At 59.9% G+C, this 16,982-nt stretch carries 17 protein-coding genes; 6 read left to right on the top strand and 11 right to left on the bottom strand.

Annotated features, from left to right (window positions below; all coding sequences use genetic code 11):
* Position 1: 1 nt before the first annotated feature.
* Genes O5O48_RS11140 through O5O48_RS11130 form a run of 3 tightly spaced genes read left to right on the top strand, consistent with a single transcriptional unit; the run spans position 2 to position 3,503 of the window.
* Positions 2-784 carry an FAD binding domain-containing protein gene (locus tag O5O48_RS11140; protein WP_269687031.1) on the top strand — a complete coding sequence of 261 codons (783 nt, stop codon included), beginning with the start codon at positions 2-4 and terminating at the stop codon, positions 782-784.
* On the top strand, positions 781-3,039 hold the full coding sequence (locus O5O48_RS11135) for a xanthine dehydrogenase family protein molybdopterin-binding subunit (protein ID WP_269687030.1): 2,259 nt from the start codon (positions 781-783) through the stop codon (positions 3,037-3,039). The genes O5O48_RS11140 and O5O48_RS11135 overlap by 4 nt, the downstream gene beginning before the upstream one ends.
* A complete protein-coding gene (locus O5O48_RS11130; protein ID WP_269687029.1) occupies positions 3,036-3,503 on the top strand; it encodes a (2Fe-2S)-binding protein in 468 nt (155 codons plus the stop codon). Before O5O48_RS11135 ends, O5O48_RS11130 begins: the two co-directional genes overlap by 4 nt.
* Here the strand turns inward: O5O48_RS11130 and O5O48_RS11125 are convergent.
* The 6 genes from O5O48_RS11125 to moaC all read right to left on the bottom strand — a co-directional run bounded on the left by O5O48_RS11125 (position 3,500) and on the right by moaC (position 9,270).
* Entirely contained in the window at positions 3,500-5,371 is a 1,872-nt protein-coding gene (locus O5O48_RS11125; RefSeq protein ID WP_269687028.1) for a methyl-accepting chemotaxis protein, read from the bottom strand. The two genes, O5O48_RS11130 and O5O48_RS11125, sit on opposite strands and share 4 nt — an antisense overlap.
* Before the next feature lie 232 nt (positions 5,372-5,603).
* Positions 5,604-6,986, bottom strand: a complete 1,383-nt coding sequence (hemN, locus tag O5O48_RS11120; RefSeq protein WP_088273645.1) for an oxygen-independent coproporphyrinogen III oxidase — start codon at positions 6,984-6,986, stop codon at positions 5,604-5,606.
* 94 nt (positions 6,987-7,080) lie between these two features.
* Entirely contained in the window at positions 7,081-8,076 is a 996-nt protein-coding gene (gene moaA / locus O5O48_RS11115; protein WP_269687027.1) for a GTP 3',8-cyclase MoaA, read from the bottom strand.
* Positions 8,077-8,088: 12 nt separating this feature from the next.
* Entirely contained in the window at positions 8,089-8,544 is a 456-nt protein-coding gene (moaE, locus tag O5O48_RS11110) for a molybdopterin synthase catalytic subunit MoaE (protein WP_228247307.1), read from the bottom strand.
* Between the two features lies 1 nt (position 8,545).
* Complete coding sequence (locus O5O48_RS11105) at positions 8,546-8,794, bottom strand: MoaD/ThiS family protein (RefSeq protein WP_228247306.1); 249 nt, start codon at positions 8,792-8,794, stop codon at positions 8,546-8,548.
* Positions 8,791-9,270 (bottom strand): cyclic pyranopterin monophosphate synthase MoaC, encoded by a 480-nt coding sequence (gene moaC, locus O5O48_RS11100; protein WP_088273642.1) that lies wholly within the window; start codon positions 9,268-9,270, stop codon positions 8,791-8,793. Before moaC ends, O5O48_RS11105 begins: the two co-directional genes overlap by 4 nt.
* A gap of 272 nt (positions 9,271-9,542) precedes the next feature.
* Here moaC and ahpC point away from each other — a divergent pair, with 272 nt between their 5' ends.
* Positions 9,543-10,106: an alkyl hydroperoxide reductase subunit C gene (ahpC, locus tag O5O48_RS11095; protein WP_228247305.1), complete on the top strand. Its 564-nt coding sequence runs from the start codon at positions 9,543-9,545 to the stop codon at positions 10,104-10,106.
* A 102-nt stretch (positions 10,107-10,208) separates the two neighbouring features.
* The gene (gene ahpF, locus O5O48_RS11090) at positions 10,209-11,792 is read left to right on the top strand and encodes an alkyl hydroperoxide reductase subunit F (protein WP_269687026.1); all 1,584 of its coding nucleotides are present in this window, start codon (positions 10,209-10,211) and stop codon (positions 11,790-11,792) included.
* A gap of 57 nt (positions 11,793-11,849) precedes the next feature.
* Here the strand turns inward: ahpF and O5O48_RS11085 are convergent, their stop codons facing one another.
* The 4 genes from O5O48_RS11085 to purU all read right to left on the bottom strand — a co-directional run bounded on the left by O5O48_RS11085 (position 11,850) and on the right by purU (position 14,772).
* Entirely contained in the window at positions 11,850-13,097 is a 1,248-nt protein-coding gene (locus tag O5O48_RS11085) for an HD-GYP domain-containing protein (protein WP_269688692.1), read from the bottom strand.
* A gap of 148 nt (positions 13,098-13,245) precedes the next feature.
* A complete protein-coding gene (locus tag O5O48_RS11080; RefSeq protein WP_269688740.1) occupies positions 13,246-13,404 on the bottom strand; it encodes a hypothetical protein in 159 nt (52 codons plus the stop codon).
* The gene (locus O5O48_RS11075; protein ID WP_088273638.1) at positions 13,401-13,814 is read right to left on the bottom strand and encodes a CBS domain-containing protein; all 414 of its coding nucleotides are present in this window, start codon (positions 13,812-13,814) and stop codon (positions 13,401-13,403) included. Before O5O48_RS11075 ends, O5O48_RS11080 begins: the two co-directional genes overlap by 4 nt.
* Positions 13,815-13,920: 106 nt before the next feature.
* Positions 13,921-14,772: a formyltetrahydrofolate deformylase gene (gene purU, locus O5O48_RS11070; RefSeq protein ID WP_088273637.1), complete on the bottom strand. Its 852-nt coding sequence runs from the start codon at positions 14,770-14,772 to the stop codon at positions 13,921-13,923.
* 335 nt (positions 14,773-15,107) lie between these two features.
* On the opposite strand from purU, the gene mvaT reads away from it, so the two are divergent.
* Positions 15,108-15,482 carry a histone-like nucleoid-structuring protein MvaT gene (gene mvaT, locus O5O48_RS11065; RefSeq protein ID WP_088273636.1) on the top strand — a complete coding sequence of 125 codons (375 nt, stop codon included), beginning with the start codon at positions 15,108-15,110 and terminating at the stop codon, positions 15,480-15,482.
* 54 nt (positions 15,483-15,536) lie between these two features.
* Here the strand turns inward: mvaT and sbcB are convergent, their stop codons facing one another.
* Positions 15,537-16,973 (bottom strand): exodeoxyribonuclease I, encoded by a 1,437-nt coding sequence (sbcB, locus tag O5O48_RS11060; protein ID WP_269687025.1) that lies wholly within the window; start codon positions 16,971-16,973, stop codon positions 15,537-15,539.
* Between the last annotated feature and the right edge of the window lie 9 nt (positions 16,974-16,982).

Below are 16,982 nucleotides of genomic sequence, written 5' to 3'. Positions count from 1 at the left end.
GATGCCCGCCAGCGCCAAAGAAGCCTGCGCACTCGCCAGATACCACAGCGCGCCCTATATGGCCGGAGCCAGCGCGCTGCAACTCGGCTGGAACAAAACCGGCAGGTGGCCAGAGCATGTGGTCAGCCTGAATGCGATAAACACACTGCACGGCTGCCATCGGGCCGCAGACCATTGGTCCCTTGGTGCCTTGAGCCGGCTATCGGAGCTGACGCGCAATCCGGATCTGTGTGCAGAGCTGCCCGTGCTTGAAACGGCGCTGGTCGGGGTTGGCGCACCCGGCATTCGGCATATCGCCACCCTCGCGGGCAATATCGGCTTTGCCGGCGACCTGCTGCCTACCCTGCTGGTACTCGACGCCCGACTTGACTGGCTGGACGAAAACGGCGCGGATCAACAAACACTGCTGGCTGGTTGGCTGACGGCCCCACCAACGCATGCCCTGATAACCCGGGTTCGCCTGCCACTGCCGCAACCGCAGCAACATCTGCGCATGGAAAAGCTGGCCAGCCGCAGCGCATTCAACCCGCCACTGCTGAATATCGCCAGCAGCTGGCAATGGCAGCCACAACCGGATCTGCGCTTGGCTGCCGGCGGCGCAAGCTTGCGACCCCGTCGTCTGCGAGCCTGCGAACAGGCCCTTGCGGCAACCGCCGACCAGCCGCTGACGACCCGCACGCTGCTGCCCCTGCTGGCCGCAGACCTTCCCGAATTGGCCGAGCAACCGCTGCTGCAGATAGCGGCCAATCTTGTCCGGGCACAATGGCACGGGAGCCACGCATGAACACAACCGCATTCACGCCACGCCCTCTTACCGCCGACACCTTCGCCGAGCGCTGGCAGCCGCGCCCTGACGCCACCCAGAAGGTGCGTGGCGAACTGCGCTACCCCACCGACGAACTTGACTGGCCCGGCCTGCTTCATGGCCGCATTTTGCGCAGCGCATTGCCACACGCCCGCCTGCTTGGCATCGACGTCGAGCGCGCGCGTACGCTGCCCGGCGTTCACGCGGTAGTGACCGCAGCCGATATTCCCGGCACCAATAACTACGGCATCGTATTTCGCGATCAGCCGGTATTCTGCACGGATCACGTGCGCTACCTCGGCGATGCGCTGGCGGCGGTCGCGGCGGATACGCCCGAGATCGCTGCACACGCGCTCCGCCTCATCGAGGTGCGCTACGCCGAGCTACCGGTGGTCACTGACCCGAGCGCGGCACTGGCCGATGGCGCGCCGGCGCTGCACCCCAATGGCAATCTGCTGGACAGCTCCCTGATCGAACACGGTGACGTCGAAGCAGCCTTCTCCGCCTGTGCATTCGTGGTGGAAGGTCGCTACCGCACCCCGCGGCAGATGCATGTCTTCATGGAGACCGAGGGTGGCGTGGTGGTGCCCGATGAGAACGGTGGGCTGACCTTCCGCGTGGGCTGCCAGAGCGCCCACCGAGACCGCGAACAACTGGCCAGCATTCTCGGCCTGCCGCCGGATAAGGTGCGCGTAATCGGCCTGGCGACCGGTGGCGGTTTCGGCGGCAAGGACGAGCTGACCATGCAGCCGGCCGCCGGACTGCTCGCACTGCGCACCGGACGCCCGATACGCATTCACTTCGATCGCCGCGAATCGACCATCGCCGGCATCAAGCGTCATCCAGTTGAACTCGTTGCCCGCACCGGCTGTGACGCGCAAGGTCGCATCCTCGCCCACCAGCTGCACGCGATACTCGACACCGGCGCCTACGCCACACTGGGTCCTGCTGTCCTCACCAACCTGACCGATCACGCCGCGGCGCCGCTGTACCGTATCCCCAATATCCGCGTGAGCGGTCAACTGGTGCATACCAACAATGGTGTTGCCGGCGCCTTCCGCGGCTTCGGCGGCAACCAGGCGACCTTTGCGGTAGAAAGCCAGCTGGACAGGCTGGCCCACGCCGCCGGTTTACACCCGGCCGAACTGCGCCGGCGCAACCTGCGTACACCGCAGGACCCCGGCGTCGAGGGCCAGACCCAGCAGCAGCCCTGCGATCCCCGACTGCTGCTAGATGCGGCGCTGCAATCCCCCCTGTGGGCCAGCGCCAGCAGTACCGACGACAGCCGCTGGGTGACCGGCGTCGGCATGGCAATGGGTGCACAGGGCAATGGCCTGGGTAACGGGTTACCCGACGCCGGCGGCGCGCGCCTGACCCTGACTGACGATGGCCGCATCGAACTGGCATTCGGCTTCATCGAGTACGGTCAGGGCGTAATTGCAGCAATCCGGAATCTGGCCTGCGACTACCTGCACTGCGCACCGGAGGATCTGGATGTCCGTCTGGGCGACTCCAGCGGCCCCGACTCCGGCCCGACCAGCGCCTCACGCAGCAGCATCATCGCGGTGGAGGCCCTGCGCCGCCTGCAGCCGCAATGGCGCGCATTGCTGACCAGTCTGGCACCACCGGCAACACCGGGGCTGCAACCCGGCCCCGGCGGACTGCGGGATAAGTCAGGTGAGCTCGTCATCAGCTACCCGCAACTGGCTGGCGCAGGCACGCCTGTCACGTTGAATGTACATTTCGACTTCCCGACCGGCCCGGATGCCACCCCGCGCGGACGCTATCTGCAACTGCTCATCGCCACCGTTGCGCACGTGGCTGTCGACCGGCTGACGGGGCGGATTCGTGTCGAGCGACTGCACCATATCACCGCCGGCGGCAGGGTTATCCACCCGCCCAGCTACCGCGGCCAGATCGAAGGGGCCGCCATCATGGGCATGGGCATGACGCTGCTTGAGGACGTGCCCATGCAGGACGGTCAGTACCTGCTGGACAACCTCGACGCCTATCTCATCCCGACACTGGCCGACGCTCCCGAGCAACAGGTCGACGTCATAGAAGGCATTCTCGGCGGAGAAAGCTACCCGGTACGCGGTATCGGCGAACTGGGCATCGAGGCGATAAGCCCGGCCATCACCGCCGCCATCGAGAACGCCATCGGCGTACGCCCGGAGCGCCTGCCGGTAGAACCAACCACACTGCTTGCAGCCATGCAGGAGCTACATCCGTGAACGACGTCTTCTTTACCCTGCACTTCACCGTCAATGGCCAGGAGCAGACGCTCGAAGTACCGGCCGCCCGTCGCCTGCTCGACATACTGCGCCTGGATCTGGGGCTGACCGGACCGAAGGAAGGTTGCAGCATAGGTCGCTGCGGTGCCTGCAGCGTCGTGGTTGATGGAGACTCCGTACCCGCCTGCCTGCTGCTTGCCTGTCAGGTGCAGGGGCGCACGGTAGAGACCATTGAAGGGCTGCGCGAGGACCCGCTGTGCGAGCACATCAGCGCCGCACTGGTCAATGCCGGCGCGCTGCAGTGCGGTTACTGCACCCCCGGCATTGTCAGCAGCTTGACCGCCGCTCTTCGCCATAACCCCGCTGCGGATGTCGCTGAGCTCGAACAGGCCCTGCACGGCAATCTCTGCCGCTGCACCGGTTACAACGTGCTGCGGCAGGCGATTGCCGAGCTGGCAACCTAGATACGGAAACTGCCCACCAACTGCCTCAACCGGGTGACCTGATCCTCGAGTGAGGCACAGGCACGCAGGGTCGCCTGCAGGTTATCAACTCCCTCCTGGTTGAGGGTGTTGATCTCGGTGATGTCGACGTTGAGACTTTCAATTACCGAGGTCTGTTCCTCTGTTGCGGCAGCAACCGACTGGTTCATGTTGTCGATATCGCCAATACCGTGGGTGATCTCGCTGAGCCGGGTGCCGGCTTGCCCCGCTACCTCGACGCTGTGCTGACTGTACTGCTGACTGTCGGTCATGATGCTGACCGCTGCACTGGCGTCGGTGCGCAGATTCTCGATCATGTCGTGAATTTCCTGGGCAGAGCTTTGGGTGCGGTGTGCGAGGTTGCGCACCTCATCGGCAACCACCGCAAACCCGCGCCCTGCCTCACCGGCACGGGCCGCCTCGATGGCCGCGTTCAGCGCCAGCAGGTTGGTCTGCTCGGAGATACTTTGAATCACCTCCAGAATGCGACCTATGTCCTCGGTCTTGTGGCTGAGTGACTGAATCGTTCTGCTCGATTCACTGATCTTGGCCGACAGTTCCTGCATTGCAGCAATCGACTGGCTGACTACTGCCGATCCCTGCTCCGCTCCCTGGCGCGCCTGACTGGCCTGCGCGGATGCATCCGCCGCATTGCGGGCTATTTCCTGCGCCGCCGCACCCAGCTCATTGATAGCCGCCGCCACGCTGTTGGTCCGGCTGGACTGCTCGTCAGAGCTGGCCATGTTGGCATTGGAGGCATCAACCACCTGCCGCGCAACGTCGTGCAGCGTACTGCTGGTACTCGCCACCTGGCTGATTGACTCGTGGATACGCTGCACGAATTGGTTAAAGGCGTTGGCCAACCGACCAAACTCGTCCTGGCTGGTGACAGGCAGGCGACGGGTCAGGTCACCCTCGCCCTCGGCGATATTCTCCAGCGCCGCTCCCAGCGAAACCAGCGGACGCAGGAGGTAGCGCATCAGTACGCCAAGCAGCAGCACAATAATCACCACCGATACGATAACTGCAAGCAGCGCTGAATAGCGAAACTGGGCAAGGCTGGCGAAAGCCTTGTCACGGTCAATCGACAGGCCGACGTACCAGTCGGCACCGGGTAATCCGGCGACCGGCAAAAACGTCAGTAAGCGCGGCTGACCATCCAGCTCGGCTTCACTGAGGCTGCGCTCGATGCGCGGTGTGTTCCGCGGGTAGATCTCGCTCAGGGTCTTCATCTGCAGGTCGGCATTGGGATGCACCAGAATGGTTCCATCACTGCTGACCATGAACGCATACCCCATGCCATTGAAATCCAGAGCGTTAATAATCCGGGAAATGGTCTGAAGGTTAAGGTCGCCGCCAACCACGCCCGCCCCTGCCGGTGTGGCAATAGTCATGATCAGTGCGCCGGTAGCCGCATCGACGTAAGGGCTGGTCAGGATGGTCCTGCCGGCCTCACGCGCGCCCTTGAACCAGGGCCGCGAGCGTGGGTCGTAGTCCGCCGGCATTTCGGAATCAGGCCGCATGGTAAAGGCGCCATCGGCGGCACCGAGGTAGCTGAAATCGAAGGTTTCAGCCAGCGTGCGCTGCTCGAGCAACGGCACCAGCCGGTCCGGACTCTCGCTCTGGATATTCTGTGCCAGATTCTCCAGCAACAAAATACGACCGGACAACCAGTTGCTGATATTGTCCGCCGTCAGCGTCCCGGCGTCGGTCAGATACGTCTGCAGATTGGCCTGCAGAGTCTTGCGTTGCAGGTAATCGTTATAGACAGAGAAGGCCGAAAAGGCCGCAATCACGACCAGGGAAGCGGCCAGCAGGATCTTCTGATTGAAGCTGAGTCTGGTAGGCATCGGTTTTGCCTCGAAAAGGGGGTCTGAAACTGTATGTCGTCCCGCCAGACGGAAACTTGATTTCCGGCGATACAGACCGTCTTTTCAAGGTTAGATGACGAAATGCCATTTTGCTGCAAGCAGACTGCCATCTCATCGCCGATACACGCCAGCCAGAGCGCCTCGACAGCACAGCCGGTGACGCTGTCGAAAACGCTCGCCCTGCTGACGTCGCAGGGCGCCGTGTATTGAGCTAGATAATGCGCGAGAAGCGCTGTTGGCTGGTGTCACTCTGATAGGCGTCGAACAGCATGCAAATCGAGCGCACCAGCAGCCGGCCGGCGGCCATAACCCGAATCCCGCCGGGTGTGAGGATGATCAGCCCATCACGGGCCATCTGCTCAAGCATCGGCAGGCAGGAGGCAAAGTACTCGGGAAAGTCGATCCCGAAGCGCGCCTCAATATCGCTGAACTGCAGCTGGAAATGGCAGATCAGCTGGCTGATAACCGCCCGCCGAATGATGTCGTCGGAATGGCAGACGAGACCACGCTGGGTCGCCAGCTCATCCGCCTGCAAACGCTCCTGATAGACCTTGAGGTCGCTGCTGTTCTGACAGTACAAATCACCGACCTGACTGATTGAGGAGACGCCCAGACCAATCAGATCGCAATGCCCGTGCGTGGTGTAACCCTGAAAGTTGCGCTGCAGCTCGCCGTTCTCCTGGGCGATGCTGAGGCTGTCGTCCGGCAGGGCAAAGTGATCCATACCAATGTAGCGATACCCCGCTGCCAGCAGCTGACGCACGCTGTTCTCGAACATTTCCAGCTTTTGCGCGGGGCTAGGCAGATCGGCACTGTTGATCCGGCGCTGGGGCATGAAGCGTTCCGGCAGATGCGCGTAGTTGAACACCGACAGCCGGTCAGGCTTGAGTGCGATGATCGCCTCAACGGTGCGGGCGAAGCTCTCCGGCGTCTGCTTGGGCAAACCGTAGATGAGGTCGATGTTGATCGAGCGATAGGCAAGCGTGCGCGCGGCGTCCATCACGGCCTGGGTCTGCTCCAGCGTCTGCAGACGGTTGACCGCACGCTGCACTTCCGGGTCCAGATCCTGAACGCCAAAACTCACACGATTGAAGCCCAGCTCGCGCAGCAGCCCCATGGTCGCCCAGTCGGCCTCACGGGGGTCGATCTCGATACTGTAGTCACCGATATCGTCGTCACGCAGGCTGAACCGACTGCGCAACCCGGCCATCAACTCGCGCAGTTCCTGATGGCTGAGAAAGGTGGGCGTCCCACCGCCAAAATGCAGCTGTTCAACGACCTGATCCGGGCCCAGATGAGCGCTGATCAGCTCCATCTCGCGCTGCAGGCTGGCGAGATACTCGCGCGACCGGCTGCGGTCTTTGGTAATCACCTTGTTGCAGGCGCAGTAGTAGCAGATGTTGGCGCAAAACGGCACATGTACGTAAAGCGAAAGTTGCCGACCGGCCTCACGGGAGGCGTCGATGGCGTGCAGAAAGTCTGCCGGTTTGACACCGTCGTGAAACTGCACGGCGGTGGGATAGGAGGTATAACGCGGACCGGCATGGTCGTAGCGTCGAATCAGATCGGCATCCCAACGAATAGTGGGCAGCATGGGGAAACTCCGGCTTTGCTCTGGCATGGAACAAAGCCTACGCCGGCCAGGCAAACCAGGTTTTGACCAGCGTCAATAGACCCGTGGCCGCATCCTAGCCGCCGGTCGCGTTCATGAAACGCAACACCTGAACCTCACCACCCACGCTAAATTCATGCCGCGCCGGCTTGTGTTGCAGGGCACGTTCCAGAGCCTCGCTGACCGGCTCGTCATGCTCCGGATGATGCCTGACCAGGGCGCGCATATCCAGCGAATTCTCGTGTCCAAGACAAAGCAGCAGGCGCCCTTCGGTGGTCAGACGTACCCGATTACAGGTGTCACAAAAATTGTGCGAATGCGGTGAGATGAATCCGATGCGACTGTCCGGGTAGCCATCGACTCGCAGGTAGCGCGCCGGGCCGCCGGAGTTTTCAGCACTGTCGATCAAGCGGTAGCGTTCCGCCAGCAGGCTGCGCACTTCGTCGCTTGAGCAGTAGGCTTCGCCCCGCTCACGCCCGACCTCACCGAGCGGCATCTCTTCAATAAAGGTGATGTCCAAACCCCGCTCCAGCGCGTAGGCCGCCAGCGCCTGCACCTCATCGTGGTTGCGGCCCTTGAGCACCACCGTGTTGAGCTTGACCCGCTCAAAACCGGCGTCACGCGCAGCCTCGATACCATCGAGCACCTGCTGCAGGTCACCCGTGCGGGTAATACTCCTGAAGCGTTCGTGATTGAGGCTGTCGAGGCTGATATTCAGCCGCTTAACGCCGGCCTCGGCCAGCGGCCGGGCCAGCCTGGTCAACTGCGAGCCATTGGTGGTCATCACCAGTTCGCGCAGCCCCGGCAGGGCACTGATGCGGGCACAAAGGTCAACCACGCCACGCCTCACCAGCGGCTCGCCTCCGGTCAGCCGGATCTTGCGAACGCCCCGGGCGACAAACAACCGCGCCAAACGCTCAATCTCCTCAAGACTGAGAATCTGCTGGCGGGGAAGAAAGGTCATATCTTCGGCCATACAGTAAACACAGCGGAAATCGCAGCGATCTGTCAACGAAATACGGAGATATTCTATCTTTCTCCCCAGACCGTCCTGCAATATCGACTGTGTCATGCAAGGCTCCGACTAATCTGTTTTCCAGCGCGAAAGCGCAACTTCGTCGCTATCGCGTGCATCAACCCAGCGCTCGCCATCCGGCGTTGCTTCGCGCTTCCAGAACGGCGCGCGGGTCTTGAGGTAATCCATGATAAAGGCGTTAGCCTCAAAGGCTGCCTGGCGGTGGGCGCTGGCAACACCAACAAACACAATCGGCTCACCTGGTTCAAGCTGGCCAACGCGGTGCAACACCTGCACGTCCAGCAGCGGCCAGCGGGTCTGCGCCTGCTCGACGATACCGGTCAGCGCCTTTTCCGTCATGCCCGGATAGTGCTCAAGCCACATGCCGGACACCGGATCACCCTCGTTATAGTCGCGCACATAACCCACAAAGCCGACCACGGCGCCCACGCCCAGATGGTCCGCATGCAGACGATTGAGCCGTTCGCCCGGATCAAAGTGGGCCTGCTGCACCTCGATCAACACATCAACCACCCGTCACTGGCGGAAAGAAGGCAATCTCATCACCGTCAGCCAGTGGCTCGTCAAGGGTGCACAACTCCTGGTTACGCGCACACATCAGGCGGGGTTCGGCAAGTACCTGCCATGCCTCACCACGGGCCAGCAGGAGCTGCCGAAGGTCTTCAAGGGTGCCCAGCTCCGGGGTCCACATCAGTTGCTCCCCGCTGCTGCCGAGCACATCCCGGTAACGGGCAAAAAACTGCAGCTCTATCACGCGCTACCCGCCTCCGCCTGAAACTCACCGCTCTTTCCACCGCTCTTGCTCAGCAGCCGGGTGCTCTCGATCACCATACCCTTGTCGACTGCCTTGCACATGTCGTACAGGGTCAGTGCAGCGACACTGACCGCTGTCAGCGCCTCCATTTCGACACCAGTCTGACCGGCCAGCTTGCAGCGCGCCTGAATGCGCACCGCGTCAGGCGCTTCGATGCCGAGTTCTACCTTGACGCTGGTAAGCATCAGTGGATGGCACAGGGGGATGAGGTCGGACGTACGCTTGGCCGCCTGAATGCCGGCGATGCGGGCAACGGCCATGACGTCACCTTTAGGGTGACCACCACTCTGAATCAATTCCAGCGTCTGCGGGCGCATGCGTACCAGCGACTCGGCGACCGCCTCGCGATGGGTAACGGCCTTGTCGGTGACATCGACCATGCTGGCGCGGCCTTGTGCGTCCAGGTGAGTAAGCATAAAGTAGGTCCGGTTGCGTATTCGCTGGCTACTTTACTGCAATCCTCTGCCGCTGACAGCCCGAAGAACCAACTGCACCTGCAACGGTCACACATCCCGACGCACAATTCAGGCCGTGAACGCTGATCGCTTGAAATTGTTCATAGCGCACCTATATAGCGAAAAGCTATTCACGGTTTAGTTGAAATTTATTTTAAGTATTTAACACAGGCGCATACCATAGCTCCTGTCTTCTCAACCATCGACGAAAACGACTCAAGAAGGAGTTCTACATGTCTGTTATCAACACCGAAATCAAACCGTTCAAAGCCTCTGCATTCAAGAATGGCGAGTTCTTCGATCTGACTGAAGCCGACGTCAAAGGCAAGTGGGCCGTCTTCTTCTTCTATCCGGCTGACTTCACCTTCGTTTGCCCGACCGAGCTGGGCGACGTTGCTGATCACTATGCCGAGCTGCAGAAAATGGGCGTTGAAGTGTACGCGGTTTCCACCGACACCCACTTTACCCACAAGGCATGGCACGACAGCTCCGAAACTATCGGCAAGATCCAGTACGCCATGATCGGCGACCCGACCATGCAGATCAGCCGCAACTTCGAAATCCTGCGTGAAGATCAGGGTCTGGCCAACCGCGGCACCTTCATCATCGACCCGCAGGGTATCATTCAGGCTGTTGAAATCACTGCCGAAGGCATTGGCCGCAACGCCGAAGACATGGTTCGCAAGATCAAGGCTGCCCAGTACGTTGCAGCTCACCCGGGCGAAGTTTGCCCGGCCAAGTGGAAAGAAGGCGAAGCCACTCTGGCTCCCTCTCTCGACCTGGTAGGCAAGATCTAAGATCGGCCTGATGACCCGGCCCGCTGCGCAGCCACAGGCTCGCAGTCGGCGGGCCGGGTTTTTTATGCCCGAAATTTGACCACATTTTCAAAGGACACGCATATGTTGGACGCCAACCTGAAGAAACAACTGGACACGTACCTGCAGCACATCGTTAACCCGATCGAAATCAGCGTGTCCGTAGATGAAAGCCCCAAGGGCAAAGAATTACATGAACTCGCGGTCGAAATCGCGGAGATGTCCGGTAAAATCGGCCTGGTCTCGGCTGATGACAAGCGCACCCCGAGCATGGCGGTAGGCGCCGCCGGTGAAACACCGCGCATCCGCTTCGCCGGCATCCCGATGGGTCACGAGTTCACCTCTCTGGTACTGGCACTGCTGCAGTCCGGCGGTCACCCGTCCAAGGCTGACCCGGCCCTGCTGGAGCAGATCCGCAACCTGGAAGGCGAGTTTCACTTCGAGACCTACATCTCGCTGTCTTGCCAGAACTGCCCGGACGTAGTCCAGGCGCTGAACCTGATGGCCGTGCTGAACCCCAACATCACCCACGTGATGATTGACGGCGCCCTGTTCCAGGACGAAGTCGAGCAGCGCCAGATCATGGCCGTACCGTCGGTTTACCTGAACGGCGAGCCCTTCGGTCAGGGCCGCATGACACTGGCTGAGATCGTCAACAAGATCGACACCGGTGCGGCCAAGCGCAAGGCTGCGGAACTGAACGAGAAAGCCCCGTACGACGTACTGATCGTTGGCGGCGGCCCGGCCGGCGCTTCTGCTGCCATTTACGCGGCCCGCAAAGGCATTCGTACCGGTATCGTTGCCGAGCGCTTCGGCGGCCAGGTGATGGACACCGTCGGCATCGAAAACTTTATCTCCGTGCCCTACACCGAAGGCCCCAAGCTGGTCGCCAGCCTGGAGCAGCACGTCAAGGAGTACGAGGTGGATGTCATCACCGAGCAGAAAGCTGCCAGCCTGGAAACCGGTGACTACGTAGAGATCGGCCTGGAAAGCGGAGCCACCCTGCGCAGCCGCACGGTCATCCTTGCCACCGGCGCGCGCTGGAGGGAGATGAACGTACCGGGCGAGCAGGAATACCGCGGCAAGGGCGTGGCGTACTGCCCGCACTGCGACGGTCCGTTGTTCAAGGGCAAGCGCGTTGCCGTCATCGGCGGCGGTAACTCGGGGATCGAAGCAGCGATTGACCTGGCCGGCATCGTGGAGCATGTAACCGTGCTGGAGTTCGCCGACACCCTGCGCGCCGATGAAGTATTGCAGCGCAAGGCGCGTTCCATGCCCAATATCGAGATCATCAAGAGCGCCCAGACCACCGAGGTACGTGGCGACGGCAGCAAGGTAGTCGGTCTGACCTACAAGGACCGCACCACCGATGAGCTCAAGCAGGTAGATGTTGCCGGTATCTTCGTCCAGATCGGTCTGGTACCGAACACCGAATGGCTCAAGGGCGGCGATCTGAACCTGACCCGCTTCGGCGAGATCGAGATCGACAGCCGCGGCTCGACCAACCTGGAAGGCGTATTTGCTGCCGGCGACGTCACAACCGTGCCGTTCAAGCAGATCATCATTGCCATGGGTGCCGGATCCACCGCGGCCCTGGCAGCCTTCGACCACCTGATCCGCACCCCGGATCCGGCGGCTGCGAAGAAGGAAGAAGCTGAACTGGCCTGATGTCTGAGCCGCAAAAAAAACCGCCCCTATGGGCGGTTTTTTGTGCGCGCAATTCGCTCAGTCGGGCAGCCACAAGCGGTCCAGGTGCTTGAACGGCCAGTCTTCCGGGCTCTCTCGTCCGATGATTCGATCCGTTTCATGGGCGTCGGACAGATCAATCAGGGTAACCGGTAATCCCTGCTTCAAACGCACCGAATAGAATACGCTGACCTTGGGCGTGAGCAGGGAACTGCTACCCTGCTCTACAACCACTCCCAGACGCTCGGACTCAAGCCGCACAAGGGAGCCGACCGGATAAATACCCAACATACGAACAAACAGCTTGAACAGCACCGGGTCAAAATGGCCTTTCCAACTGGCCATCCGGCTCAAGGACTCGGCCGGATCCCAGCCCGCCTTGTAGGGGCGGTTTGAGGTAATCGCGTCATAGACATCGCAGATCGCACCCATGCGCGCCAACAGGGAAATATCTTCCCCAGCCAGCCGCTCGGGATAGCCGGTACCATCCACTTTCTCATGGTGATGCAGGCATACATCCAGCACCGCATCCGGTACCCCGTCCCAGTCGAGCAGCAATTTGTGCCCTTCGGCCGGGTGAGAACGCATGATGGCAAATTCCTCATCGGTCAATTTGCCCGGTTTGTTCAACACCGCTTCAGGCATGACGGCCTTGCCCATGTCATGCAGCAAGCCCGCCATACCCGCTTCCATCACCTGGTCTTCCGGCATTTTCAACAACCGAGCCATACCCACCATCAGAGCAGCTACGGCAACGGAGTGCAGATAGGTGTACTCATCCTTGGACTTGATTCGGGCAACGCTGATCAAGGCATGGGGGTTTCGGCTGAGCGACAGACTCATCTCGCTGACCAGATCGTGCAACCCGTCAGTCGTGATGGCGTTGCCCAGACGTACGTCCTTGAACAGGTCCTGGATTGCCTGTTTACCGTTGCGAAATATCTGCTGGGCACGCCGCACTTCATCGGCCATCGGGGTCCTGGCTACCCTGTCGCTCGGCGCTGAACCTGACGCACTTGCAGCCTCAACCTCGGCCACAGCGATCTCCACTTCGGAGGGAGCATCGGCAGACGTCGGAATATCAGGCGATGAAGCCACTTCGACATCCAGACCTCTGCTGACGTCGATAATCACTTCCGTAATCGAGCTTTGCAAAATAGTGTTGAGCGTGCGTACATCCTCAATCAGAAGCTTCTTGCTCCAAAACGGATGCTGCAGCCAGGAACCGCAGAACTTGTCGACATACATGCCAACACGCAGGGATTGGGTAGGAATCTTTTTCAGCATCGACAACTGTAGTCTCCGGGCGTCAGGACTCTCGCGCTCCCTGCTGAACAAACACGAAAGTCGGGAGCTGAACCAGAACTCCACGACCAGCGCCAGCATTATGCCAGTTGCACCTATACGCGGCAAAACAAACACGGGCTAAAGGTGGTCAGGCATCCAGCTCGCAGGCAGCGTCAAAATCCGTTCCCATGTTCTCGTTCAGCCGATCGGGGTCGAAGCGGGTCAGGCATCCCTCGCCCAGCGTTGGCGGCAGCACTGCCGAACCCGCCTCCAGGGGATCGAACCCCTCATCGTCATCCTCAATCACTTTGGCGCACCATGCTGGTTATAGGTCTGCATTGCCCTGAGAATGTCACGCCGGCTAATCTGACCGACCAGTTGCCCCTCGTCGACAACCGGCAAACGTCTGCGTCGCTGGGAAATAAAGTGCTCAGCTGCCTTTACGATATCCGCATCGGCATCAATGGTCTCGACAACTGTGGTCATCACAGAGGCAACCGACCCTCCCGCCTCCTCAAAATAGCTGCCGGCCAGAATGCCTTTGAGGCAATCCCCTTCCGACAGCAACCCGATCAGATAGCCATTCTCATCCAGCACCGGCGCCCCGGAAATACGATGCATCAACAACTTGTCGATCGCACGAAACAAGTCCATGTCTGGCGTGAAGGTAACCAGATCCGTGGTCATATAATCGCGCACTTTTACGGATTTCAGCATACAGCCTCCTGCTCGGGTTTCTCCTTTACCAGCTTAGCAGGCCACAGAACAATGCATACAGTGATGCCAATCAAAGGTTGTGGCCCCAATACGCGTCGGGAGAGGACTAGCTGAATACAACCGTCTTGTTGTCATGCACCAGCACTCGGTCCTCGAGGTGATAGCGCAGCCCCCGCGACAGCACCATTTTCTCGACGTCCTTGCCCAGGCGAACCATATCTTCGGCGTTATTTCGGTGAGTGATGCGAACCACGTCCTGCTCGATAATCGGGCCAGCATCCAGCTCTTCGGTCACGTAATGGCAGGTCGCTCCGATCAACTTGACCCCGCGCTGGGCGGCCTGGTGATACGGACGAGCGCCAACGAACGACGGTAGAAAACTGTGATGAATATTGATGATCTTGTGCGCATAACGCTCGCACAGTTGCGGCGGCAAAATCTGCATGTAACGTGCCAGCACAATACATTCGGCCTGCTGCTCTTCTACCAGACGAGTAACTTCGGCAAAAGCCGGCTCCTTGTCTTTAGGGTCGACCGGCACATGGTGGAATGGAATACCATGCCACTCAACCATACTGCGCAAGTCATCGTGATTGGAAATCACGCTGGTAATATCACAATCCAGCTCGCCACTGTGCCAGCGGTGCAACAAGTCGGCCAGACAATGGGACTCGCGACTTGCCATCAAAACCACTTTCTTGCGCACTGCAGAATCACTGACCCGCCAGTCCATCTGAAACTCTTCACCGATGGGTGCAAAGGCAGTGCGTAGACCTTCAAGATCAAACGGCAGGGAATCAGCACGAATTTCATGGCGCATGAAGAACCAGCCAGAAAGATTATCGGAGTGGTGATTCGCCTCGGTAATCCAGCCGTTATAGGTCGCCAGAACATTACTGACCTTGGCAACAATCCCGACACGATCGGGGCACGCGATTACCAGCCTGAAAGTACGCATTTTCTCTCCTGTGTATTAGCCAACCGCCCGCAACGGCAACACGCCAGCGATGAAGACCGGGCCGCGGCATTTTACCCGCTGCGCAGAGCGCATGCAGCCACAAACAGATGAAGAGTGCGAAGGATTATGTCCTTAAGGCGTCACTCATCATTCGATCTGCCGACAAACCTCCGCCGGCATCGATTCCGGGACCGACTGAGGAGCCTTGTTTATAGCTAACTCACAACTATGTGATTAATTCATTAGTTGGCCCGGATAACTTGTTGTAGGTTTTTTGTCATTAACCTATTATTCAAACATCCTGATTACATCAACTCCCTGCAAGGACACTATCCATGTCAATGCTGCAAGAATACCGTCATATTGAAGAACAGATTCGCGAACTCAAAGAACGCCTCAATTCACTGTCCAACGACGACAAGCTGAAAAAGGAAATCGAGTTCGAGGAAAAACTGCGGAGCCTGATGGGCCAGTACAACAAATCGCTGAAAGACATCACTGCCATCCTCGACCCGGACAACAAGCTGGGTGCAGCAAAAGGCAAGGCAGCTAGCACTGGCGGCAAGCGCACCCGCAAGGTCAAGCAATACAAAAATCCGCATACCGGTGAAGTAATTGAAACCAAAGGTGGCAACCACAAGACCCTGAAGGCCTGGAAAGAACAATACGGCGGCGACACCGTCGAGTCCTGGGTAACTATCCTGGGCTAAGTTGCTCCCGCGTAAAAAAACCGATGCTCGCATCGGTTTTTTTACGCCTGGTAATTACATATCAAGCTGCACAGCCAAGCGGGCCCCGTAGTCGCGCCAGCTCAACAACAGTTGCTGCTGTTCCACAGAGAGCCCCGGCAGCAAGCTGTCGATACCGGCGAGAAACTCGCCCAACGATAGAACCCTCGCCTGCTCGCCACTAAGCCGCGCTCGGCAATACGCGAACCAGTGCTGTTGTTCGGATGCGGATAGGCTGTCGGGAAAATTACGCGCCCGATAGCGGAACAGCATATCGACCAGCCGCTGATCGCGCAGCGGCCAGCGCATGCTGCCGAGCACTGAACCATCGGCTTCACGAATTGCCGGGAGCAGACGGCGGTCAGCGTCAGACAGAAAACCATCGTACAACTGAACCTCGGCTTCCTGCTCTGCATCGTCCTGCCTGCCCTGCTCGGCATAAATCTCGGCGAGTACCGCCTGCCCTGTGTCGCGCCAGTCCGCCAACTGTTGCGCACGCGCCAGCAGCATCGGCATATCCAGCTGAAGCCGCTCGATATCCGCTGGCTGCAGCACCTTGGTGTCGGCCAGCACCGGACACTTGTTCAAATGGACCAGCTTGAGACCTGGCCGTGCCTGGCCCTCGACCAGATCCTCGGACCGGGTATACAGGCTTTGACGCACCTGCTCCGGCGACTGATCCATCAACACCGCCGGATCAACTGCCAGGTCGTAGACAATCACTGCATTGCGATTGACCGGATGCCATCCCAATGGCAGGACCAGAGCAAGCCCCTGTCGTTCGCGCCCGAACCGGCCGGACACGTGCACCAGCGGACGTACCCGCTGCAAGTCGATAAACTCCGCTGCGCGCCGCTTGTCACGCAAGCCAAGCAAATAGTCGTAGAGCTTTGGCTGCGCCTGCCTGAACAGACGGGCCATGGCGATGGTTGCCCGCACATCCGCCAGCGCATCGTGCGCCTGTCCATGATCAATGCCATTGGCAGCGGTCAGCAATTCAAGTCGCAGACTGGTAAATCCGTCAACCTGCGGCCACTCAATCCCCTGCGGGCGCAACGCATGCGCAGCGCGAAGGCCATCCAACAGGTCCCAGCGACTGTTGCCACCCTGCCATTCGCGCGCATAGGGATCGAAGAAGTTGCGATACAACGAAAACCGGGTCATCTCGTCGTCGAATCGCAGGCTGTTGTACCCTACCGAGCAGGTCCCTGGCTGGATCATCTGCTCGTGCAACTGACGCATGAACTCGGCTTCGTTCAGGCCATGCTCCAGCCGTTGCGGAGAGATACCCGTCACCAGGCATGCCTGCGGGTGCGGCAGAACATCAGGCGTCAGGCGGGCGTCAATACACAGCGGCTCGCCGATTTCCTCCAGTGCTTCATTGGTACGCACACCGGCAACCTGAACCGGCCGATCGTATCGGGGATCGATCCCGGTCGATTCAAAGTCGTACCAGAAAAAGCTCTTGCTCATGCGCCCCTC

Origin of the sequence: Halopseudomonas sp. MFKK-1 (assembly GCF_027474385.1) — a bacterium.
Lineage (GTDB): Bacteria > Pseudomonadota > Gammaproteobacteria > Pseudomonadales > Pseudomonadaceae > Halopseudomonas > Halopseudomonas aestusnigri.
Note: the sequence above shows the minus strand (reverse complement) of the source record. Positions and strands in the feature narration are given on the sequence as shown.